The following is a 20633-nucleotide window of genomic DNA, read 5'->3' as shown; positions in this document are numbered from 1 at the left end:
GGGTTAAAACCCTATTTGCCCTTGTTGGCGCGGTTGATTCGCTTGGCGCGGCTGATCTCGTTCCGGAAGTACTTCCGGCCCCACAGGACCCCGCCGCCGATCGCTGCCACGACTGCCAGGAATATCACGAATTCCATGCTGCCCTCCTCTCGCTAGACTGCAACAATATCGGATTCAGACACAGGCTAGGCCGCTGGCCTGTTATCGTCATCCGGGCCCTGGGCCGGCTGCACCATTGGTTTGCTCCGGTTCAGTCGCCAGACCGCCAACCCAATAAGAGCGAGCGCGACGAGCGCCAGCATCGCGAAGGCATACGAAAGCATGGCCCACATGACGCTCAGTGCCACTCCAGCTGCGCCCCACCAGACAAACATCCGTTCTGCAAGGACCAATCCGGCCACCAGCAGCAGTGCATGCGCTACGAGGACGTATAGCTGCTGCGCAGGAGTCCCGGCAATGATCGTTCCCAGGGAGCTCAGCGAAAGGACGCCGGCGGCGAACCCAAGGCGCAGCGTTGCCCCGGGTCGCTGCCCACGGAAATAGCACACTGCTGGGAAAACAACGCCCAGCGCTACATAGCACTGTGCCATCCAGAACCAGTCCGGCCTGGTACCTCCCACAAACCACAGAGCCCGCTGAAAGCATGCCACCACCATGACTGCACCAAGTTCGCTGAGCAGGACCTTTCCCCGTGGCGCCTCGCGGACCATCAAAGCCACGGCGCCGATCGTCAAGGCCGCTCCGGCGAGCGAGGTCTCGTCACGCCCCAGGCCCACAGCCGCCGTAGCTGCCATGCCAAGCCCGGCAGTGGCGGCGAGTGAATAGCTCCGCCATGGCTGGCTGTGGACAGTCGGCCCGCCAAGCAGCCGGATGCCGTACATGACCGCTGCGCTACCGGCGGCGCCAAGAAGCCAGGGAAGGAATGCCTGCCAGATGCCACCTTCCGGAGTGCTCGTCAGGCCGTCGACGGCGGTTACCGCGCCAACCAGCGCGGTGGGCGCTGCTCCGGCGTAGAGCGCTGGCCACTGTTCGATGTGCGACGCGGCAAACAACACCACCGCCAGGACGAGCACCGCCAACCCCGTCAGAAGGCGTGACGTATCGATGGCCAAGACTCCACCGGCTCCGGTGAACACTACGGCCGACGTCAGCCAGAACCACCGATTTGCCAGCCCTCCGACGTTCGGCATCCGGCCCGCAGCCATCCGTCCCCCGTCTGCGGCCATCCGTCCCTGGTCCGCGGCCATCCGTCCCCCGTCTGCAGCCATCCTTCGCCGTGCGGTGGCCATCGGCATCAGTGAGGCCACGGCGAAGCCGAGAAGTACCAGTGGCACTTGGGAACTATCCAACAACGGCGAGTGGAGCCAACTGCCCGGCGGAAATACCAACGCCGGCCCTGCGGAAACCACCAGCGCAACAGTCCCGGCAAGGCCGATGAACTGCGCGCCCCGGGCAGCAAAGTACCGCGACGCAATGGCGGCTGAAACCAGCACGAGGACCAACTCCAGCATGACCACCCAACGGCCACCGTCGTCGTAATTTCCCGCCACCACATGCGTCAGCGGCAGCAGCAGCTGGGCACCAAGCGTGATCCAGACAATGACCTGCTGAAACGGGATCTCCATCAATCGTCTGCGAAGGAACCACCGCACGGCATGCTGCAGGACGAGGACCAGCGCCAACGCAACCGAGACTGCGGCCGGCGAATTGGTAACGTCGGCCACCAACAGCACTGCGAGGGCCGCCGAGAGGAGACGAGTGGCAGCAAAGTAGATGCCCCGGGGGATCCGCTCGCGCACGTTGAAGGTCATGAATCCGCCGTAGGCCACAAAGATGCCACAGAGAATCTCGGCGTCGCGGACATGGCCACCGCGAAGAACAAGCAGCAACACCAGGGCGGCCGGAGCGAAAATCCATGCCGCCTTGTGCCGGCGGAGCACAACGCTGGTTCCGGCAGCGGCCAGTGCTGTCATGGCTGCCGCCACGCCGGGCTGCCAGGACTCACGTGGAATCATCCCAGTCAGCCCTGAGCCCACAACGAGGACAGTTGCGGCGGCGGTCATCGTCAGCAGCAAGATGCCGGCATCCACCACGCATGCCAGCGGGAACCGCCGTCGACGGGCAGACAGCAGCGGAAAAATCAGTTGAAGGCCCACCACAGCAAGGACGACGAATGCGGTGCTGGTTCGTTCGCCTCCCCAAAGGAAGTCAGCTCCGTGCCCCGCGGCGTCACCATACGCCGAGGCCGCAAGCAGGGTAGCGGCAGCACGGGCCAGCCACCAATAGGATGCCCGGTGGAGGGTGGACCGAATGCGAAAAGCGCTGGCACAGAAGTACAGGACGATCGACAAGAGCACCAAATTGCCCATCATCCGGGACACCCCGGCGGCGGCAACCAGCCCGGCAAAGACGGTGGCAAGCGGCGCGAGGAACTCCCCTGCCGTCGCCCGCCAAGGGCCACCGGCAGTACTACGGGGGAACATCAGCCAGCCCGAGGCCAGGCCTGCAATGACCACAACCACGACGCCGGTCACCAGTGTCGGGTGACCGGGCGCTGTGGTGACTCCGAACCTCTCAACGGCAGCAAGCACAACAAGGCCCAAGGCTGCGCCACCGGCAAATCCCGCAGCTGAAAAATGCGGGGCAAGTGTGCAGACGCCGGCACGCGTCAATGCGGCACTGAGCAACTCCTGCGCCGCCGCTGCCACAACGAGGGCCAAGACCACCAGGGAGAGCCTGTCGGGTCCAGCCGCGACGACGGCAGCCACGACCGCCGGCGCAGCCAACGTCACGGCCAGCCGACCCGCCAGGACAAACACGTGGCGCAGCGAACCCGGACGGACCAACGCCCGCAGGAACCAGTAACCGGCCACTGCACACAGCAGCGCTGCATCGGTCCACGCCTCCAGAACCACAGCAAAAGGCACGGCTGCACCGAGGACGGCAACCGGCGCCCATTCGGCACCATCGCCCAGTTTCCACGCCAGCGCCAACGCCGTAGCCAGGCCGATGAACAACGGCAACTGGAGCGGAACCTCCGAGGAGCCCAATGCCAGGATCACCGTGAGCGCAATGACGGCCACCAATTGCAAGCCAAAGCAACAAACGGCATCGGCCCACCACAGTAGGCCCTCGCCCGTGCGGCTCCCCTGACTCTTGGAGCCTGCGTTTCCCCTCAGACCTTCAGGTATCAGGCGCCGTAGGAACGGGGCACTCACCGCAACACCGAGCGACTGCACTCCCAGGCAGACCACGGCCGCAAGCAACATCTGGCTGGCGTCGCCGGAAGCATCCCAGGCAAACCCAAGAGTCGCCAGCGTGAACGCCGCCCGCGCACCGTAGAAGTACTCCAGCCGGTATCCAGCCTTCGGAACTCCAGCCATCACGGCAAGGTAGAGCCCGCACATCACCATCACCAGGGGGTACTCACCCTTGGAAAGGAACTGCGGCGTCAAGGTCACTGCCAGCCCCACGAACGGAACAACGAACGGGTGCAGTGTCACCAGTGGGCGCACATAAACCGGTGGCAACCATCTGGGACGGAGCAGCGCGGCCAGCGTGAGCACGATCGCAACGCCAATCAGGGACGTGAAGTACCAGACCAGCGCTCCCCCAAGCATCGACACCCCGGACCACGCTGTGGACACCACGAAACTAAGGGAGAGAAATGCCAGCACTTTGCTGTCCAGCCGAACGGCAGCAGCAACATAAGCAGCGGTTCCCACCAAGGACGTCACGAGCCACGCAGCAGGTCCTTGGTGGAGTACGAAGTTGTACATGGCCAGCCCCGTCACCGGAATCAGGGCAAGGCCTGTTCCAGCGAACGCCACGGCGGCAGGGCGCAGGCGCGGGACGCGCGCATGCAGGACAAGGCCGCAACCGTAGAACAGCGTGGTGACGAACCAGATTGCCACGAATCTCAGCAACTCAGGAAGGCTGGTCCCGACGAACAGTGCACCAGCTGCAACGAGCAGAAGACTCGCTACGTACAGGGTGATGTTGATGTTCTGCCTGTCCCGCTTATCCTTGCGGGCAGCCGCCTGTTCTGGCGTCTCCGGCGGCATGTGTGTTTGCCCGGGCATGCTCGTTGGCATCGGACGGCTCACCGGGGCAGGGAAACCTACCGGCTGTGCCTGGCTTCGTGGCTGAACATGCGGCGACCGCCGTGGTGCTGCCACTGGTGCATTCGCCGGTGCTGGCTTTCTGGCCGGAGCCGGCAGACTCGGCGGCACCGCGACAGCCACACCCAGCGCCTGCGCATGCGCATCCCGCCAGCCAGCCAGATGGCCGGCGAGATACCCCGCATGGTATGTGCCGGGGTCGTAGGTATTGATTTTGGCACCCGCAACGCCAAGGCCACTCGCGTTGGTGCCCAGGTGTTGGCCCGTCACTTCCCTGCGGCCCCGCGCCACACCAATCGCGTAGCCGCCGACGCCTGTGGCGGCAAGAAACGCCAGAACAAGCAACGTGGTGATGAATCCCTGCATGGCAACTCCTGTCACGATGCCGGGCGCGCAAACCCACGGCATTAATCCATTCGATAGATTAATCATAGCAAAGAAGAACCCCAGCGCCGAAGCGATGGGGTTCTTCTTTGGCTGCCTACCGGTCGGGCCGGATGGCTGCCGATCTACAAGTAGAAACTACTTGATGATCTTGGTAACACGTCCCGAACCAACGGTGCGGCCGCCTTCGCGGATAGCGAAGCCGAGGCCCTCTTCCATGGCGATGGGCTGGATGAGCTCAACGGTCATCTCAGTGTTGTCGCCGGGCATAACCATTTCCGTGCCTTCCGGCAGGGTGATAACGCCGGTTACGTCCGTGGTACGGAAGTAGAACTGCGGGCGGTAGTTCGAGTAGAACGGGTTGTGACGTCCGCCTTCGTCCTTGGAAAGGATGTAGACGTTAGCCTCGAAGTCGGTGTGCGGGGTGATGGAACCCGGCTTGACGACAACCTGGCCACGCTCGACGTCGTCGCGCTTCAGACCGCGGAGCAGGAGGCCACAGTTCTCGCCGGCCCATGCTTCGTCGAGCTGCTTGTGGAACATCTCGATACCGGTAACCGTGGTCTTCTGGACCGGGCGGATACCGACGATCTCAACCTCAGAGTTGATGGCGAGCGTGCCACGCTCGGCGCGGCCCGTAACAACGGTGCCACGACCGGTGATCGTGAAGACGTCTTCGATCGGCATCAGGAACGGCTTGTCGCGGTCACGTACGGGGTCCGGAACGGACTCGTCGACAGCTGCCATCAGGTCCTGGACGGACTTGACCCAAACCGGGTCGCCTTCCAGAGCCTTGAGACCGGAAACGCGAACAACCGGAGCTTCATCGCCATCGAAGCCCTGCGAGCTCAGGAGCTCACGAACTTCCATTTCGACGAGGTCGAGGAGTTCTTCGTCATCAACCATGTCCGACTTGTTCAGTGCGACCAGCAGGTAGGGAACACCAACCTGGCGGGCGAGCAGAACGTGCTCACGGGTCTGGGCCATCGGACCATCGGTTGCAGCAACCACGAGGATTGCGCCGTCCATCTGGGCAGCACCGGTGATCATGTTCTTGATGTAGTCAGCGTGACCCGGGGCGTCTACGTGTGCGTAGTGACGCTTTTCGGTCTGGTACTCCACGTGGGAGATGTTGATGGTAATACCGCGCTGGCGCTCTTCCGGAGCAGAGTCAATGGACGCGAAGTCGCGCTGCTCGTTGATGTCCGGGTACTGGTCGTACAGCACCTTGGAAATGGCGGCAGTCAGCGTCGTCTTACCGTGGTCAACGTGACCGATGGTGCCGATGTTGACGTGCGGCTTAGTCCGCTCGAACTTTGCCTTTGCCACAGGTTCCTCCTAGAACGATTTCAAGTAACGTGCTCCTCGGCCGCGCTTTTCGCGGCAGAAACTCTTGCAAGTGTACTTGGGGGCTTTGGTTTTGGTGAAATTGCAGATTCAGGAACCGATCTTAGTCCCTAGAGCCTGTTTGCGCAGGGGCCGGGTCGCGGCTAATGCCGCAACCCAACCTCATGCGCTAAGATGCCTTCCCGGAATCGGAATTGCATCCGTTACCGGGAGATTACTCGCCGCGGGTCTTCTGGATGATCTCGTCGGCTACTGCCTTCGGGACCTCCGCGTAGCTGTTGAACGTCATGGAGTACACAGCGCGGCCCTGGGTCTTTGAACGCAGGTCGCCAATGTAACCGAACATGCCGGACAGCGGAACGTGTGCACGGATAACCTTCACACCTGCTGCGTCCTCCATGGACTGCATCTGGCCACGGCGGGCGTTCAGGTCACCAATAACATCACCCATGTATTCCTCGGGTGTGCGGACCTCAACATCCATCAGCGGTTCAAGCAGAACAGGGTTCGCCTTGCGTGCAGCTTCCTTGAAAGCCATACGGCCGGCGATCTTGAACGCCATTTCCGAGGAGTCAACATCGTGGGACGCGCCGTCAATCAGCGTGGCCTTGATGCCAACAACCGGGTAACCGGCCAGGACGCCGTCGTTCAGCGCATCCTGGATACCAGCGTCAACGGACGGGATGTATTCACGCGGAACGCGGCCACCAGTGACCTTGTTCACGAACTCGTACATCTCGCCATCGGTGGTGTCCATCGGCTCGATCGCGATCTGGATCTTTGCGAACTGGCCCGAACCACCGGTCTGCTTCTTGTGCGTGTAGTCAAGACGCTCAACGGTGCGCTTGATGGTTTCGCGGTATGCAACCTGCGGCTTGCCGACGTTTGCCTCGACCTTGAATTCGCGGCGCATGCGGTCCACCAGGATGTCCAGGTGAAGCTCGCCCATGCCGGCGATGATGGTCTGGCCCGTGTCTTCGTTGAGGGAGACCTGGAAGGTCGGGTCCTCAGCGGAGAGCTTCTGGATAGCCGTGGAGAGCTTTTCCTGGTCACCCTTGGTGTTGGGCTCGATGGCAACGGAGATAACCGGTGCCGGGAAGCTCATCGACTCAAGAACGATCTGGTTGTTGGCATCGCACAGGGTGTCGCCCGTGGTGGTGTCCTTCAGACCGATGGCTGCGTAGATGTGGCCGGCGGTAGCGCCCTCAACGGGCATTTCCTTGTTGGCGTGCATCTGGAACAGCTTGCCGATGCGCTCCTTCTTGCCCTTGGTGGAGTTGACCACCTGGGCGCCTGCTTCCACGTGACCGGAGTACACGCGGATGAAGGTCAGCTGACCGAAGAACGGGTGCGCTGCAATCTTGAAGGCAAGAGCGGAGAACGGCTCGTCTGCGGAAGGCTGACGAGTGAGTTCCTTCTCTTCGTCGCGAGGATCGTGACCGATCATCGGGGGGACGTCGAGCGGGTTCGGCAGGAAGTCAACAACAGCGTCCAACATCGGCTGCACACCGCGGTTCTTGAAGGCAGAGCCACACAGAACCGGGTAGAGCTCGGAGTTGATCGTCATCTTGCGGATGCCGGCCTTGAGTTCCTCAAGGGTGAGTTCTTCACCTTCGAGGTACTTCTCCATGAGTTCCTCGGAAGCCTCGGCAACAGTCTCAACGAGCTGTGCGCGGTATTCCTCAGCCTTGGCCTGAAGATCCGCGGGGATCTCCTGAACCTCGTACTTGGCACCCATGGTGACGTCACCCTTGGCATCGCCCGGCCACACCAGTGCGCGCATCTCAAGGAGATCCACGACGCCGACGAAGTCGTTCTCAGCACCGATAGGCAGCTGGAGAACCAGCGGCTTGGCACCGAGACGGCTGATGATGGTGTCTACCGTGAAGTAGAAGTCTGCACCGAGCTTGTCCATCTTGTTGACGAAGCAGATGCGGGGAACGTTGTACTTGTCAGCCTGGCGCCAAACAGTCTCGGACTGCGGCTCCACGCCTTCCTTGCCGTCGAAGACAGCAACTGCACCGTCGAGGACGCGCAAGGAGCGCTCTACCTCAACGGTGAAGTCAACGTGACCCGGGGTGTCGATGATGTTGATCTGGTTCTTGTCCCAGAAGCAAGTCACGGCGGCAGACGTGATGGTGATGCCGCGTTCCTTTTCCTGTTCCATCCAGTCAGTCGTCGAAGCGCCGTCGTGCGTTTCGCCGATTTTGTGGTTCACACCCGTGTAGAACAGGATGCGCTCGGTAGTGGTGGTCTTGCCGGCATCGATGTGCGCCATGATGCCGATATTGCGGACCTTGTTAAGGTCGGTAAGCACGTCCTGTGCCACGGGGTCTCCCTTTCGGATGGACTACGCGTTCGCCGCCGGCTCGTTGAGCCGGCGGCGTCCGGAAGTTTTACCAGCGGTAGTGTGCGAAGGCCTTGTTGGACTCGGCCATCTTGTGGGTGTCTTCGCGACGCTTGACAGCGGCACCGAGACCGTTGGATGCATCCAGGATTTCGTTCTGGAGGCGCTCGGTCATCGTCTTCTCGCGGCGGGCCTTGGAGTAGCCCACGAGCCAACGCAGAGCGAGGGCGGTGGAGCGACCCGGCTTGACCTCAACCGGAACCTGGTAGGTGGCGCCACCGACACGGCGGGAGCGGACCTCAAGGGAAGGCTTGACGTTGTCCATGGCCTTCTTGAGGGCGGCAACGGGGTCGCCGCCGGACTTGGCACGTGCACCTTCGAGTGCACCGTAAACGATGCGCTCTGCGGTGGACTTCTTGCCGTCAATGAGAACCTTGTTGATCAGCTGCGTGACCAACGGGGAACCGTAAACGGGATCGGAAACTAGCGGCCGCTTCGGGGCCGGACCCTTGCGAGGCATATTACTTCTTCTCCATCTTTGCGCCGTAACGGCTGCGAGCCTGCTTGCGGTTCTTAACACCCTGGGTATCAAGTGCGCCGCGGACGATCTTGTAGCGGACACCCGGAAGGTCCTTCACACGACCACCACGGACAAGCACGATGGAGTGCTCCTGGAGGTTGTGGCCAACACCGGGGATGTAGGCGGTAACTTCTACGCCACCATTGAGGCGCACACGTGCGACCTTACGCAGAGCCGAGTTCGGCTTCTTCGGGGTGGTGGTGTAAACGCGGGTGCAAACACCGCGGCGCATCGGGCTGCCCTTCAGCGCGGGAGCCTTGGTCTTGGAGACCTTCGGCGTGCGGCCCTTGCGGACCAGCTGGTTAATCGTAGGCACTTTCGTGTTCTCCGTTGTTTGATCTCTGCCCCCACACACAGGCGCCAGCCTATGTAAACGTGGGAACTTTGGCGTTGCTCATGCGGCCGGCCGAAACATCCGGTAGGCGTGCAAAAGTGCGGCATTCGTTGCGCATGTTGCCCGCAACCCGGAAACAGGCTCCCACCCAGCATCATGAGAACAAAACCAAAATGATGCTGCGGCGGCCTTCATCCACTGCCACACAGAACAATTACCAAAATTCTAGCACGGCTTGATCTGCAGCCTTAATCGGGTGTATGGAGGACGACGGCGGCAGGCGGGTCCCGCCGTCGTCCTCCACTCCCCCGCTCGCCGGGCGGAAGACGCGGTTAACGGGTCAGGCCCCGCACTCAAGAGTGCGGGGCCTGACCGTCAAAGAGCCAACTGCCGCTTTAGCGGAAGTCGTTGCCGAGATCGTAGTCATCCAGCGGGATGGCGTGGAACTCAGGAGCTCCGTCGCCGCCCAAGGCGTCGTACGAGAAGTCGGTGAAAGCGCTGGGGCCCGTGAACAGGCTGGCCTTTGCTTCCTCAGTCGGCTCAACCGTGACCTCGGTGTAACGGGGCAGACCCGTACCGGCCGGGATGAGCTTACCGATGATGACGTTCTCCTTGAGGCCAAGCAGAGGATCGCTCTTGCCTTCCATGGCCGCCTGCGTCAGGACGCGGGTGGTCTCCTGGAAGGAAGCTGCCGACAGCCAGGACTCGGTGGCCAAGGACGCCTTGGTGATACCCATGAGTTCCGGACGGCCCGATGCCGGGGACTTGCCCTCGGACACGACGCGGCGGTTCTCTTCCTCGAAGCGCGAACGCTCGGCCAGCTCACCGGGGAGCAGGTCGGAGTCGCCGGATTCGATGACGGTCACGCGACGCAGCATCTGGCGGACGATAACCTCGACGTGCTTGTCGTGGATACCAATACCCTGGCTGCGGTAAACGCCCTGGACCTCGTCCACAAGGAACTTCTGTGCGGCACGCGGACCCATGATGCGCAGAACCTGCTTCGGGTCCACCGGACCGTTGATCAGCTTCTGGCCGACGCTGACGTGCTCGCCGTCCTCGATGAGGAGGCGGGAACGGCGCAGAACCGGGTAGGCAATCTCTTCGGAACCATCGTCCGGAGTGATGACCAGGCGCATCTGGCGCTCGGACTCTTCGATGGTGATGCGGCCGGCTGCTTCAGCAATCGGTGCAACACCCTTCGGAGTACGGGCTTCGAACAGTTCCTGGATACGGGGCAGACCCTGGGTGATGTCGTCGCCACCACTGGCCGAGACAGCACCACCGGTGTGGAACGTACGCATGGTCAGCTGGGTACCGGGTTCACCGATGGACTGCGCGGCGATGATGCCGACAGCCTCGCCGATGTCCACGGTCTTGCCGGTGGCCAGCGAACGGCCGTAGCAGAGTGCACAGGTACCGACCTTGGACTCACAGGTGAGTACGGAGCGGACCTTGACCTCGGTGATGCCTGCAGCCAGCAGCTGGTCGATAACGACGTCGCCGCAGTCGGTGCCGCCGGCAGCCAGGACGTTGCCCTGGGCATCGACGACGTCGACAGCCAGCGTACGTGCGTAGGCGCTGTTCTCGACGTTCTCGTCCAGGACGAGCTCACCGTTGGAATCCGGCACAGCGATCGGCGTGAGCAGACCGCGCTCGGTACCGCAGTCCTCTTCGCGGACAATGACGTCCTGCGAAACGTCCACCAGACGACGGGTCAGGTAACCCGAGTTGGCGGTACGGAGAGCGGTATCGGCCAGACCCTTACGGGCACCGTGCGTGGCGATGAAGTATTCCAGCACCGACAGGCCCTCGCGGTACGAGGACTTGATCGGACGCGGGATGATCTCACCCTTCGGGTTGGCCACAAGACCACGGATACCCGCGATCTGGCGGACCTGCATCCAGTTACCACGTGCACCGGAGGACACCATGCGGTTGATGGTGTTCATCGGGGACAGGCTGTCACGCATCGCCTGGGCGATTTCGTTGGTGGCCTTGTTCCAGATCTCGATCAGTTCCTGGCGACGCTCGTCGTCGTCGATCAGGCCCTTGTCGTACTGGCCCTGGATCTTGGCAGCCATGGTCTCGTAACCGGCCAGGATGGCCGGCTTGGAGGTAGGCACCTCGATGTCGGAGATAGCCACGGTGACGCCCGAGCGGGTTGCCCAGTAGAAACCGGCATCCTTCAGGTTGTCCAGCGTTGCCGCAGTGACGACCTTCGGGTAGCGCTCTGCGAGGTCGTTGACGATCCGGGACAGTTCGCCCTTGTCGGCAACAGCCTCAACCCACGGGTAATCCTCGGGCAGCGTCTGGTTGAAGATGACCTGGCCCAGGGAGGTCTGGACGAGAGCCGGCTGACCGGCCTCCCAACCTTCCGGAGCTTCCCAACCTGCGTACGGCACGAAGTCGTCCAGGCGGATCTTGACCTGGGAGTTCAGGTGCAGATCACGGGCATCGTACGCCATGATGGCTTCCGCCACCGAGGAGAAGATACGGCCCTCGCCGGCAGAGCCGACGCGCTTGGTGGTCAGGTGGTAGAGACCGATGATCATATCCTGCGAAGGCAGGGTGACCGGACGGCCATCGGACGGCTTCAGGATGTTGTTCGAGGACAGCATCAGGATGCGGGCTTCGGCCTGGGCTTCCGGGCTCAGCGGCAGGTGGACTGCCATCTGGTCGCCATCGAAGTCAGCGTTGAAGGCGCCACAAACCAGCGGGTGAAGCTGGATTGCCTTGCCTTCCACAAGCTGCGGTTCGAAGGCCTGGATGCCGAGGCGGTGCAGGGTAGGTGCACGGTTGAGCAGCACCGGGTGTTCGGTGATGATCTCTTCCAGCACGTCCCAAACCTGCGGACGGTAACGCTCGACCATACGCTTTGCCGACTTGATGTTCTGGGCGTGGTTGAGGTCAACCAGGCGCTTCATCACGAACGGCTTGAAGAGCTCCAGGGCCATCTGCTTGGGCAGACCACACTGGTGCAGCTTCAGCTGCGGGCCGACAACGATGACCGAACGGCCGGAGTAGTCAACGCGCTTGCCGAGGAGGTTCTGACGGAAACGACCCTGCTTGCCCTTGAGCATGTCGCTCAGGGACTTCAGCGGACGGTTGCCAGGACCGGTGACCGGACGGCCGCGACGGCCGTTGTCGAAGAGGCTGTCAACAGCTTCCTGAAGCATGCGCTTCTCGTTGTTGACGATGATCTCCGGAGCACCGAGGTCAAGCAGTCGCTTGAGACGGTTGTTGCGGTTGATCACACGGCGGTAGAGGTCGTTGAGGTCGGAGGTCGCAAAGCGGCCACCGTCCAGCTGGACCATCGGGCGCAGTTCCGGCGGGATCACCGGGACGGCGTCGAGAACCATGCCAAGCGGGCTGTTGTTGGTGGTCAGGAACGCGTTGACAACCTTGAGGCGCTTCAGGGCACGCGTCTTACGCTGGCCCTTGCCGTTCTGGATGGTGTCGCGCAGAGACTCAGCTTCAGCCTGCATGTCGAAGGTTTCGAGGCGCTTCTTGATCGCCTCGGCACCCATGGAGCCTTCGAAGTACATGCCGTAGCGGTCACGCAGTTCGCGGTAGAGGCCTTCGTCGCCTTCAAGGTCAGCGACCTTGAGGTTCTTGAAGCGGTCCCAGACCTGCTCAAGGCGCTCGATGTCGGCGTCGGCACGCTTGCGGACGTTCGCCATCTGGCGGTCAGCAGAGTCGCGGGCCTTCTTCTTGTCGGCAGCCTTGGCGCCTTCACCTTCAAGACGGGCAAGCTCGTCTTCAAGGTCGCGGGCGATCGTGGCGATGTCGCTGTCGCGGTTGTCCACCATCTGCTTCTTCTCGAGGTCATGCTCAACCTGGAGGTTCGGCAGTTCGGCGTGACGGTTTTCCGTGTCAACGCTCGTGATCATGTAGGCAGCGAAGTAGATGACCTTCTCAAGGTCCTTCGGAGCCAGGTCAAGGAGGTAGCCCAAGCGCGAGGGAACGCCCTTGAAGTACCAGATGTGGGTTACAGGCGCAGCCAGTTCGATGTGGCCCATGCGCTCACGGCGTACCTTGGCGCGGGTGACCTCAACGCCACAACGCTCGCAAATGATGCCCTTGAAGCGCACGCGCTTGTACTTACCGCAGTAGCATTCCCAGTCACGGGAAGGTCCGAAGATCTTTTCGCAGAAAAGACCGTCCTTCTCGGGCTTGAGTGTGCGGTAGTTGATGGTTTCCGGCTTCTTGACCTCACCGTACGACCAGCCGCGGATGTCTTCCGCGGTGGCGAGGCCGATCTGCATGAGGCCGAAGGAGGATTCGCTGGACATAGGGTCCCTGTTCTCTCTTGTTCTCTAAATTCTGAAGTCTTGGTTACGGGAAGAGGGAGCTGTCCCGGCGGACACTACTGACGTAATGCCCGCCGGAACGGCTGCTAGACCTCTTCTACGGAACTGGGCTCTGCACGAGACAGATCGATGCCCAGTTCTTCCGCAGCCGTGAAGACTGCGTCATCAGAGTCACGCATTTCGATCGTGGTTCCGTCCGTGGAAAGTACTTCCACGTTCAGGCACAACGACTGCATTTCCTTGATCAAGACCTTGAAGGACTCGGGAACGCCAGGCTCAGGGATGTTCTCGCCCTTGACGATGGCTTCGTAGACCTTCACACGACCGTGGATATCATCCGACTTGATCGTCAACAGTTCCTGAAGGGTGTAGGCGGCGCCATAAGCTTCAAGCGCCCACACTTCCATTTCACCGAAGCGCTGGCCACCGAACTGAGCCTTACCACCCAGCGGCTGCTGCGTGATCATGGAGTACGGGCCGGTGGAACGCGCGTGGATCTTGTCATCCACCAGGTGGTGGAGCTTCAGGATGTACATGTAGCCGACGGAGATCGGGTCCGGGAACGGCTCGCCGGAGCGGCCGTCGAACAGACGGGTCTTGCCGGACGAGTCGATCAGGCGGTCCCCATCGCGGGTCACGTTCGTGGAATCGAGCAGGCCCGTGATTTCTTCTTCGCGGGCACCGTCGAACACCGGGGTCGCAACCGTGGTCTGGCCGGTTTCACGGGGCAGGTTCGGGAGGTTCTTGACCCACTCCGGCTCGCCTTCGATCTTCCAACCGGTCTTGGCAACCCAACCAAGGTGGGTTTCCAGGACCTGACCAACGTTCATTCGACCCGGAACACCCAGCGGGTTCAGGACGATGTCAACCGGTGTACCGTCTGCAAGGAAGGGCATGTCCTCGATCGGGAGGATCTTGGAGATAACACCCTTGTTGCCGTGACGGCCGGCGAGCTTGTCACCATCGGTGATCTTGCGCTTGGCTGCCACGTAGACGCGGACCAGCTGGTTCACGCCCGGGGGCAGCTCGTCGTCGTTGTCGCGGTCGAAGACGCGCACGCCGATGACCGTACCGGACTCACCGTGGGGCACCTTCAGGGAGGTGTCGCGGACTTCGCGGGACTTCTCACCGAAGATGGCACGGAGCAGACGCTCTTCCGGAGTCAGTTCGGTTTCACCCTTAGGGGTGACCTTTCCGACCAGGATGTCGCCGGCTTCAACCTCGGCACCGATGTGGATGATGCCACGCTCGTCCAGGCCTGCCAGGACTTCCTCGGACACGTTGGGGATGTCACGGGTGATTTCCTCGGCACCAAGCTTGGTGTCGCGGGCATCAATTTCGTGCTCCTCGATGTGGATGGAGGAAAGGACGTCCTCGGCAACAATGCGCTGCGAGAGGATGATGGCGTCCTCGAAGTTGTGGCCTTCCCAGGACATGAATGCCACGAGGAGGTTCTTACCGAGGGCAAGTTCACCCTGGTCCGTTGCGGGACCGTCAGCGATGATGCCGCCAACTTCCAGGCGCTGGCCTTCGTTGACCAGGACACGGTGGTTGTAGCAGTTGCCCTGGTTGGAACGGGCGAACTTGTTGATGCGGTAGTTGGTCTCGGTGCCGTCGTCGTTGATCATGACAACCAGCTCCGCGGAAACCTCGGTGACCACACCGGCCTTCTTCGCGATGACAACGTCACCGGCGTCGACGGCTGCTGCGCGCTCCATGCCGGTGCCCACGAAAGGAGCCTCGGAACGGACCAGCGGCACGGCCTGGCGCTGCATGTTGGCACCCATGAGTGCACGGTTGGCATCGTCATGCTCAAGGAACGGGATCAGCGCGGTGGCCACGGACACCATCTGGCGCGGGGAAACGTCCATGAACTGAACTTCGCCGGCGGGGACCAGGACGGGCTCGCCTCCACCACCACGGGCACGGACAAGGACGGTCTCTTCGGAGAACTTCTTGTCAGCATCCAGCGGAGCGTTGGCCTGTGCGATCAGTACTTCGGCTTCGTCATCGGCCGTCAGGTACTGGACTTCGTCGGAGACGACGCCTTCGGAAACCAGGCGGTACGGCGTCTCGATGAAGCCGAACGGGTTGATGCGGCCGTAGGAAGCCAGCGAACCGATCAGACCAATGTTCGGGCCTTCAGGGGTTTCGATGGGGCACATACGTCCGTAGTGGGACGGGTGAACGTCTCGAACTTCCATGCCTGCACGGTCACGGGACAGACCACCCGGACCAAGGGCCGAGAGGCGGCGCTTGTGGGTCAGACCCGAAAGCGGGTTGTTCTGGTCCATGAACTGCGACAGCTGGGACGTTCCGAAGAACTCCTTGATGGCTGCCACAACAGGGCGGATGTTGATCAGTGTCTGCGGCGTGATGGCCTCGACGTCCTGCGTGGTCATGCGTTCGCGAACAACGCGCTCCATGCGGGACAGACCCGTGCGGACCTGGTTCTCGATCAGTTCGCCAACGGCGCGGATGCGACGGTTGCCGAAGTGGTCGATGTCGTCGATCTCGACACGGAGCTCGTGGTCTTCACCATCGCGCTTGCCCATGAGTGTCTTCTCGCCGGCGTGGAGCGCAACGAGGAACTTGATCATGGCAACGATGTCTTCAACGTGCAGGACCGAAGCTTCCTTGTCACCAAGGGAGCGGTCGATGCCCAGCTTGCGGTTGATCTTGTAACGGCCAACCTTGGCCAGATCGTAGCGCTTGGCGTTGAAGTACAGGTTGTCCAGCAGGGACTGGGCAGCCTCGACTGTGGGCGGCTCGCCCGGACGCAGCTTGCGGTAGATGTCCAGAAGCGCGTCTTCGCGGGTCTCGGTGGCGTCCTTCTCCAGCGTTGCGCGCATGGAGTCGTACTGGCCGAACTCTTCCAGAATCTGGCCTTCGGTCCAGCCGAGGGCCTTCAGCAGAACGGTGACCGACTGCTTGCGCTTGCGGTCAAGGCGAACGCCGACCTGGTCACGCTTGTCAATTTCCAGTTCGAACCATGCACCACGGGACGGGATGATCTTCGCAGTGAAGATGTCCTTGTCACTGGTCTTGTCAGCGGTGCGCTCAAAGTAGGCACCCGGCGAACGGACCAGCTGGGAGACAACAACACGCTCGGTGCCGTTGACGACGAACGTTCCCTTTTCGGTCATGAGGGGGAAGTCGCCCATGAACACGGTCTGCTGCTTGATTTCGCCCGTGTTGTTGTTCATGAACTCGGCCTTGACGTACAGCGGGGCCGAGTAGGTGGCGTCACGGTCTTTGCATTCGGCCATGGTGTACTTCGGGTCAGCGAACTCCGGCTCGGAGAAGCTCAGGGACATGGTGCCCTGGAAGTCTTCGATGGGGGAGATCTCTTCGAAGATGTCGGCAAGTCCGGAGGTAGTTGCGACGCTCAGGTCGCCCTCCTCGACAGCCTTCGCTACCCGCGCCTGCCAGCGTTCGTTACCGACGAGCCAGTCAAAGCTGTCAGTCTGCAGGGCGAGAAGATTCGGAACATCAAGGGGTTCGTGAATCTTTGCGAATGAGAGGCGGCGGGTGGCACCATCGGTGCTTGCCGTATTAGCGGTTTCGTTATTAGAGGTGCTCGAGGCGACCAAGAGGGATCCTTCCACAGACCTTCAGGCGTTTTCAGATCTCCCCCGTTTGCATCCCGCGGAGTGCTCCGCGGGATACTTATTCCGGTTCCGCTATATGACCCGGACCCAGCATTGCCACGACGCATTCGCGTAGTGAACGGCACGCCAATTGACGCAGCTGAGAGGTAAAGCCCACCGCTATATGAAGGCTGAAGGTTAACAGGGAAGACGCAAATATCTACGATACGGCAAAGCAGCCTTCCTGTCTACCCCACATCGCCGCTGAATGCAAGCACCGTTGCCATAGGCACCTATGCCAAGGAATGCCGGACACGGCACAATCGTTGGAAGAGATAGGCTGGCGCACGCTCCGCGATAGCCTAGGCACACCAACCCCGGATCGGAAGAGAGACCATGAGCAACTCCGCTGACAACAATGACGTTGTCATCCTTGCCGCTGCACGTACCCCACAAGGTCGCCTCAATGGGCAGCTGGCCGGCTTCACCGCCGTCGAACTTGGCGCGCATGCCATTACCTCCGCTCTCAAGGCAAGCGGCGTCAAAGCCGAGCAAGTGGACGCCGTCATCATGGGCCAGGTCCTGCAGGCCGGCGCCGGGCAGAATCCGGCCCGGCAAAGCGCGATCGCCGCCGGGGTGGGGTGGAACATTCCGGCGGTCACCATCAACAAGGTGTGCCTTTCCGGACTGACGGCCGTCATCGATGCCGCCCGCATGATCCGCAGCGGCGATGCCACCGTGGTTGTCGCCGGAGGCCAGGAATCAATGACCCGCGCCCCGCACCTCTTGCCCGGTTCCCGGCAAGGGTGGACCTATGGAGCCATCCAGGCTCTCGACGTCGCCGCGCACGACGGCCTGACCGACGCCTTCGACGGCCAGTCGATGGGTCTGTCCACCGAATCCAAGAACGTCACGCTGGGCATCGACCGCCGGTCACAGGACGAAATCGCAGCCGCGTCCCACCAGCGCGCCGCTGCCGCAGCAGAAAGCGGCGTGTTCGACGTCGAAATTGCCCCGCTCAGCGTCAAGCAACGCAAGGGCGACCCCGTAGTCCTCCGCTCAGATGAAGGAATCCGGCCGAACACGACGCTCGAAACGCTGGCCCCCCTGAAGGCCGCTTTCGCCACGGACGGAACCATCACGGCGGGGAATTCCTCTCCCCTGTCCGACGGCGCCTCCGCCCTTGTCCTGGCGAGTCGCCGCTTTGCCGAGGACAACGGGCTCGACTACCTTGCCGTCGTCGGCAAGCCCGGGCAAGTGGCGGGCCCCGACAACTCCCTGCACTCGCAGCCGTCCAACGCCATAGCCCAGGCACTCAAGCGCGCCGGGTGGACCGCGGAAGAACTGGACTTCATTGAGATCAACGAGGCTTTCGGCTCCGTGGCCGTGCAGTCCCTCAAGGACCTCAGCTATCCGCTGGAAAAGTGCAACATCCATGGCGGCGCGATTGCTCTTGGCCACCCTATTGGCGCTTCCGGGGCGAGGCTGGCTCTGCACGCAGCCCACGAGCTCAAGCGCCGCGGCACCGGCAAAGCTGCGGTGTCCCTGTGCGGCGGCGGCGGGCAGGGCGAGGCGCTCCTGCTGTACCGCGACTAGAGAACCCGCGACCTGAGGACTTGATACCAATTGACTCGACGGCAAGGGAAGGATGGCGCATGGCTAACGTGGAAATGAATGGTGCCGAACGGTTCTTGTCCGACGCTGCCGCACGCGGTCTGGACGTCGACGTCGTCGAACGTCCTGCAGCCCGGAGCCTCGAAGAGGCGGCCGGGATCCTGGGAATCAGGCCTGCGGACATCGTGAAGTCGTTGGTAGTCAAACACCGGGACGGGACGTTCCTGTTCGCGCTCATTCCGGGTGACCGGCAGATTTCCTGGCCCAAGCTCCGGGCACTTGTGGGCGTGAACAAACTGTCGCTGCCACATGCTGATGTCGCCTTGGCGGCCACCGGCTATGAGCGCGGCACCATCACTCCCCTGGGCAGCACCACGCCGTGGCCCGTCTACGCAGATGCCACTATTAGGGGGCGCCGGATCTCGATGGGTGCAGGCGCCCACGGTCGCAGCGCATTCGTCGACGCCGATGCCCTCACCTCCGCCCTGGGCGCCGTGGTGGCCGACATCAGCGAACCCGCTTAAGGCAACGCGGGGTCACTTACGGCCGGTAATTCCCCATGGGATGGGCCGTAAGTGACCCCGCGTTGCTTGTTTAAAGCAGGAAGCCCCGCCCGGCGAACCGGACGGGGCTTCCACAAGCAAGACGAGTTACTTGAGGGTAACCGTTGCGCCAGCTTCTTCGAGCTGAGCCTTTGCCTTCTCTGCGGCTTCCTTGGTGGCGCCTTCGAGAACAGCCTTCGGTGCGCTGTCAACCAGGTCCTTGGCTTCCTTGAGGCCGAGGGAGGTGATGGCGCGAACTTCCTTGATCACTGCGATCTTCTTGTCGCCAGCAGCCTCGAGGATGACGTCGAAGTCAGTCTTCTCTTCAGCAGCTTCAGCAGCACCGCCGGCAGCGGGGCCAGCAACTGCAACAGCAGCAGCCGTAACTTCGAAGGTCTCTTCGAAGAGCTTGACGAACTCGGAGAGCTCGATGATGGTCAGTTCCTTGAAAGCTTCAATGAGCTCTTCGTTGCTGAGCTTCGCCATGGTGGCGTCCTTCCATTAGTTGGTGCAGACCCGGCCTAAGCCGCTCCATGCACCGGAGTTTGATTGGGGGGAGAACTTAGTTCTCTTCGGTTGCAGCTTCAGCGGCTTCGGCCGGAGCCGCAACCTCTTCAGCAGCAGCCTCAACAGCTGCTTCTTCAGCCGGAGCTTCTTCAGCGGCCGGTGCAGATGCGCCGCCCTCTTCTTCAAGCTTGAGGCGCAGAGCGTCGATGATGCGTGCAGCAGCGGATGCGGGAGCCTTAAGGACACCAGCAACACGTGCAAGCTGCAGCTCGCGGGACTCGAGGGCTGCCAGTGCGGCAACTCCTGCTGCGTCCAATGCCTTGCCTTCGAAGTAACCGGTCTTGATAACCAGCTGCTTGTTGGTCTTGGCAAAGTCCGTCAGGCTCTTGGCAGCAGCAACAGCGTCGCCCTTGATGAAGGCGATTGCAGTGGGGCCGGCAAGCTGATCGTTGAATGCTTCAACACCAGCTTCCTTGGCTGCAATGGCGCTCAGGGTGTTCTTGACGACCGAGAACTTGGTGTCCTGGCCGAGCGCAACACGCAGTTCCTTGAGCTGTGCAACAGTGAGCCCGCGGTATTCGGTCAGGACAGCCGCGTTCGATTCCTTGAAATCGTTGGTGATCTCTGCAACTGCGGAGATCTTGCTAGGCGTTGTCATAACCCTCCTTCCGGGGAATAAAGCCGGTCTTCCGGGTCCCCGCTCATCAGAGCTAAAACTAAAAACGCCCCGCGCAGATGCACGGGGCTTGGCTCAACACAGTTCAACTGCGGAGTCTTGCTTCGTTCACCTGCGCCGGCCGCCCTATGTTCAGGGTCCTTCGTCAAGGAATGCACTTTTGTCTTAGGGGCGTCGCTGCAGTATTGAGCTGCGCTCGAAAGAGTGGATTCCCATCAACCGACGGTCTTTGGTACTTCAAGGTTACGGGAGGTTGTTCGGCAAACCAAATCGCGGCG

The 20633-nt window shown here is 61.8% G+C and carries 12 protein-coding genes; 2 read left to right on the top strand and 10 right to left on the bottom strand.

Annotation, left to right across the window (positions count from 1 at the left end):
* Nucleotides 1–11: 11 nt before the first annotated feature.
* The 8 genes from ACIQC5_RS02030 to rpoB form a co-directional block, all read right to left on the bottom strand.
* Nucleotides 12–137, bottom strand: a complete 126-nt coding sequence (locus ACIQC5_RS02030) for a hypothetical protein (protein ID WP_400278059.1) — start codon at nucleotides 135–137, stop codon at nucleotides 12–14.
* A gap of 48 nt (nucleotides 138–185) precedes the next feature.
* Nucleotides 186–4487, bottom strand: a complete 4302-nt coding sequence (locus ACIQC5_RS02025) for a hypothetical protein (protein ID WP_400278057.1) — start codon at nucleotides 4485–4487, stop codon at nucleotides 186–188.
* Nucleotides 4488–4643: 156 nt separating this feature from the next.
* The gene (gene tuf, locus ACIQC5_RS02020; RefSeq protein WP_224088318.1) at nucleotides 4644–5834 is read right to left on the bottom strand and encodes an elongation factor Tu; all 1191 of its coding nucleotides are present in this window, start codon (nucleotides 5832–5834) and stop codon (nucleotides 4644–4646) included.
* 232 nt (nucleotides 5835–6066) lie between these two features.
* Complete coding sequence (gene fusA / locus ACIQC5_RS02015) at nucleotides 6067–8181, bottom strand: elongation factor G (protein ID WP_400278055.1); 2115 nt, start codon at nucleotides 8179–8181, stop codon at nucleotides 6067–6069.
* A 67-nt stretch (nucleotides 8182–8248) separates the two neighbouring features.
* Nucleotides 8249–8719 carry a 30S ribosomal protein S7 gene (gene rpsG, locus ACIQC5_RS02010; RefSeq protein WP_059387355.1) on the bottom strand — a complete coding sequence of 157 codons (471 nt, stop codon included), beginning with the start codon at nucleotides 8717–8719 and terminating at the stop codon, nucleotides 8249–8251.
* Between the two features lies 1 nt (nucleotide 8720).
* Nucleotides 8721–9095 (bottom strand): 30S ribosomal protein S12, encoded by a 375-nt coding sequence (rpsL, locus tag ACIQC5_RS02005; RefSeq protein ID WP_009358312.1) that lies wholly within the window; start codon nucleotides 9093–9095, stop codon nucleotides 8721–8723.
* A gap of 413 nt (nucleotides 9096–9508) precedes the next feature.
* Nucleotides 9509–13408: a DNA-directed RNA polymerase subunit beta' gene (locus ACIQC5_RS02000; RefSeq protein WP_400278054.1), complete on the bottom strand. Its 3900-nt coding sequence runs from the start codon at nucleotides 13406–13408 to the stop codon at nucleotides 9509–9511.
* 104 nt (nucleotides 13409–13512) lie between these two features.
* The gene (rpoB, locus tag ACIQC5_RS01995; protein ID WP_400278053.1) at nucleotides 13513–17019 is read right to left on the bottom strand and encodes a DNA-directed RNA polymerase subunit beta; all 3507 of its coding nucleotides are present in this window, start codon (nucleotides 17017–17019) and stop codon (nucleotides 13513–13515) included.
* Nucleotides 17020–17412: 393 nt separating this feature from the next.
* Here rpoB and ACIQC5_RS01990 point away from each other — a divergent pair, with 393 nt between their 5' ends.
* A complete protein-coding gene (locus ACIQC5_RS01990; protein WP_400278051.1) occupies nucleotides 17413–18612 on the top strand; it encodes an acetyl-CoA C-acetyltransferase in 1200 nt (399 codons plus the stop codon).
* A 59-nt stretch (nucleotides 18613–18671) separates the two neighbouring features.
* Entirely contained in the window at nucleotides 18672–19154 is a 483-nt protein-coding gene (locus tag ACIQC5_RS01985; protein ID WP_400278050.1) for an aminoacyl-tRNA deacylase, read from the top strand.
* A gap of 126 nt (nucleotides 19155–19280) precedes the next feature.
* Here the strand turns inward: ACIQC5_RS01985 and rplL are convergent, their stop codons facing one another.
* Together rplL and rplJ are read right to left on the bottom strand one after the other, a co-directional pair.
* Nucleotides 19281–19658 (bottom strand): 50S ribosomal protein L7/L12, encoded by a 378-nt coding sequence (gene rplL, locus ACIQC5_RS01980; protein WP_223933995.1) that lies wholly within the window; start codon nucleotides 19656–19658, stop codon nucleotides 19281–19283.
* 76 nt (nucleotides 19659–19734) lie between these two features.
* Complete coding sequence (rplJ, locus tag ACIQC5_RS01975) at nucleotides 19735–20337, bottom strand: 50S ribosomal protein L10 (protein ID WP_400278048.1); 603 nt, start codon at nucleotides 20335–20337, stop codon at nucleotides 19735–19737.
* Nucleotides 20338–20633: the final 296 nt, after the last annotated feature.

The sequence above is a fragment of the Paenarthrobacter sp. NPDC092416 genome, from assembly GCF_044755025.1.
Classification (GTDB): Bacteria; Actinomycetota; Actinomycetes; order Actinomycetales; family Micrococcaceae; genus Arthrobacter.
The sequence above is the reverse complement of the archived record's forward strand: the minus strand, read 5'-3'. Positions and strand labels throughout refer to the sequence as shown.

Bases quoted from the DNA above. Each gene is read 5' to 3' on its own strand.
- ACIQC5_RS02030 (WP_400278059.1), bottom strand. From the start codon at position 137: ATGGAATTCGTGATATTCCTGGCAGTCGTGGCAGCGATCGGCGGCGGG.
- ACIQC5_RS02025 (WP_400278057.1), bottom strand. From the start codon at position 4,487: ATGCAGGGATTCATCACCACGTTGCTTGTTCTGGCGTTTCTTGCCGCC.
- rpsG (WP_059387355.1), bottom strand. From the start codon at position 8,719: ATGCCTCGCAAGGGTCCGGCCCCGAAGCGGCCGCTAGTTTCCGATCCC.
- ACIQC5_RS02000 (WP_400278054.1), bottom strand. From the start codon at position 13,408: ATGTCCAGCGAATCCTCCTTCGGCCTCATGCAGATCGGCCTCGCCACC.
- ACIQC5_RS01990 (WP_400278051.1), top strand. From the start codon at position 17,413: ATGAGCAACTCCGCTGACAACAATGACGTTGTCATCCTTGCCGCTGCA.
- ACIQC5_RS01985 (WP_400278050.1), top strand. From the start codon at position 18,672: ATGGCTAACGTGGAAATGAATGGTGCCGAACGGTTCTTGTCCGACGCT.
- rplL (WP_223933995.1), bottom strand. From the start codon at position 19,658: ATGGCGAAGCTCAGCAACGAAGAGCTCATTGAAGCTTTCAAGGAACTG.
- rplJ (WP_400278048.1), bottom strand. From the start codon at position 20,337: ATGACAACGCCTAGCAAGATCTCCGCAGTTGCAGAGATCACCAACGAT.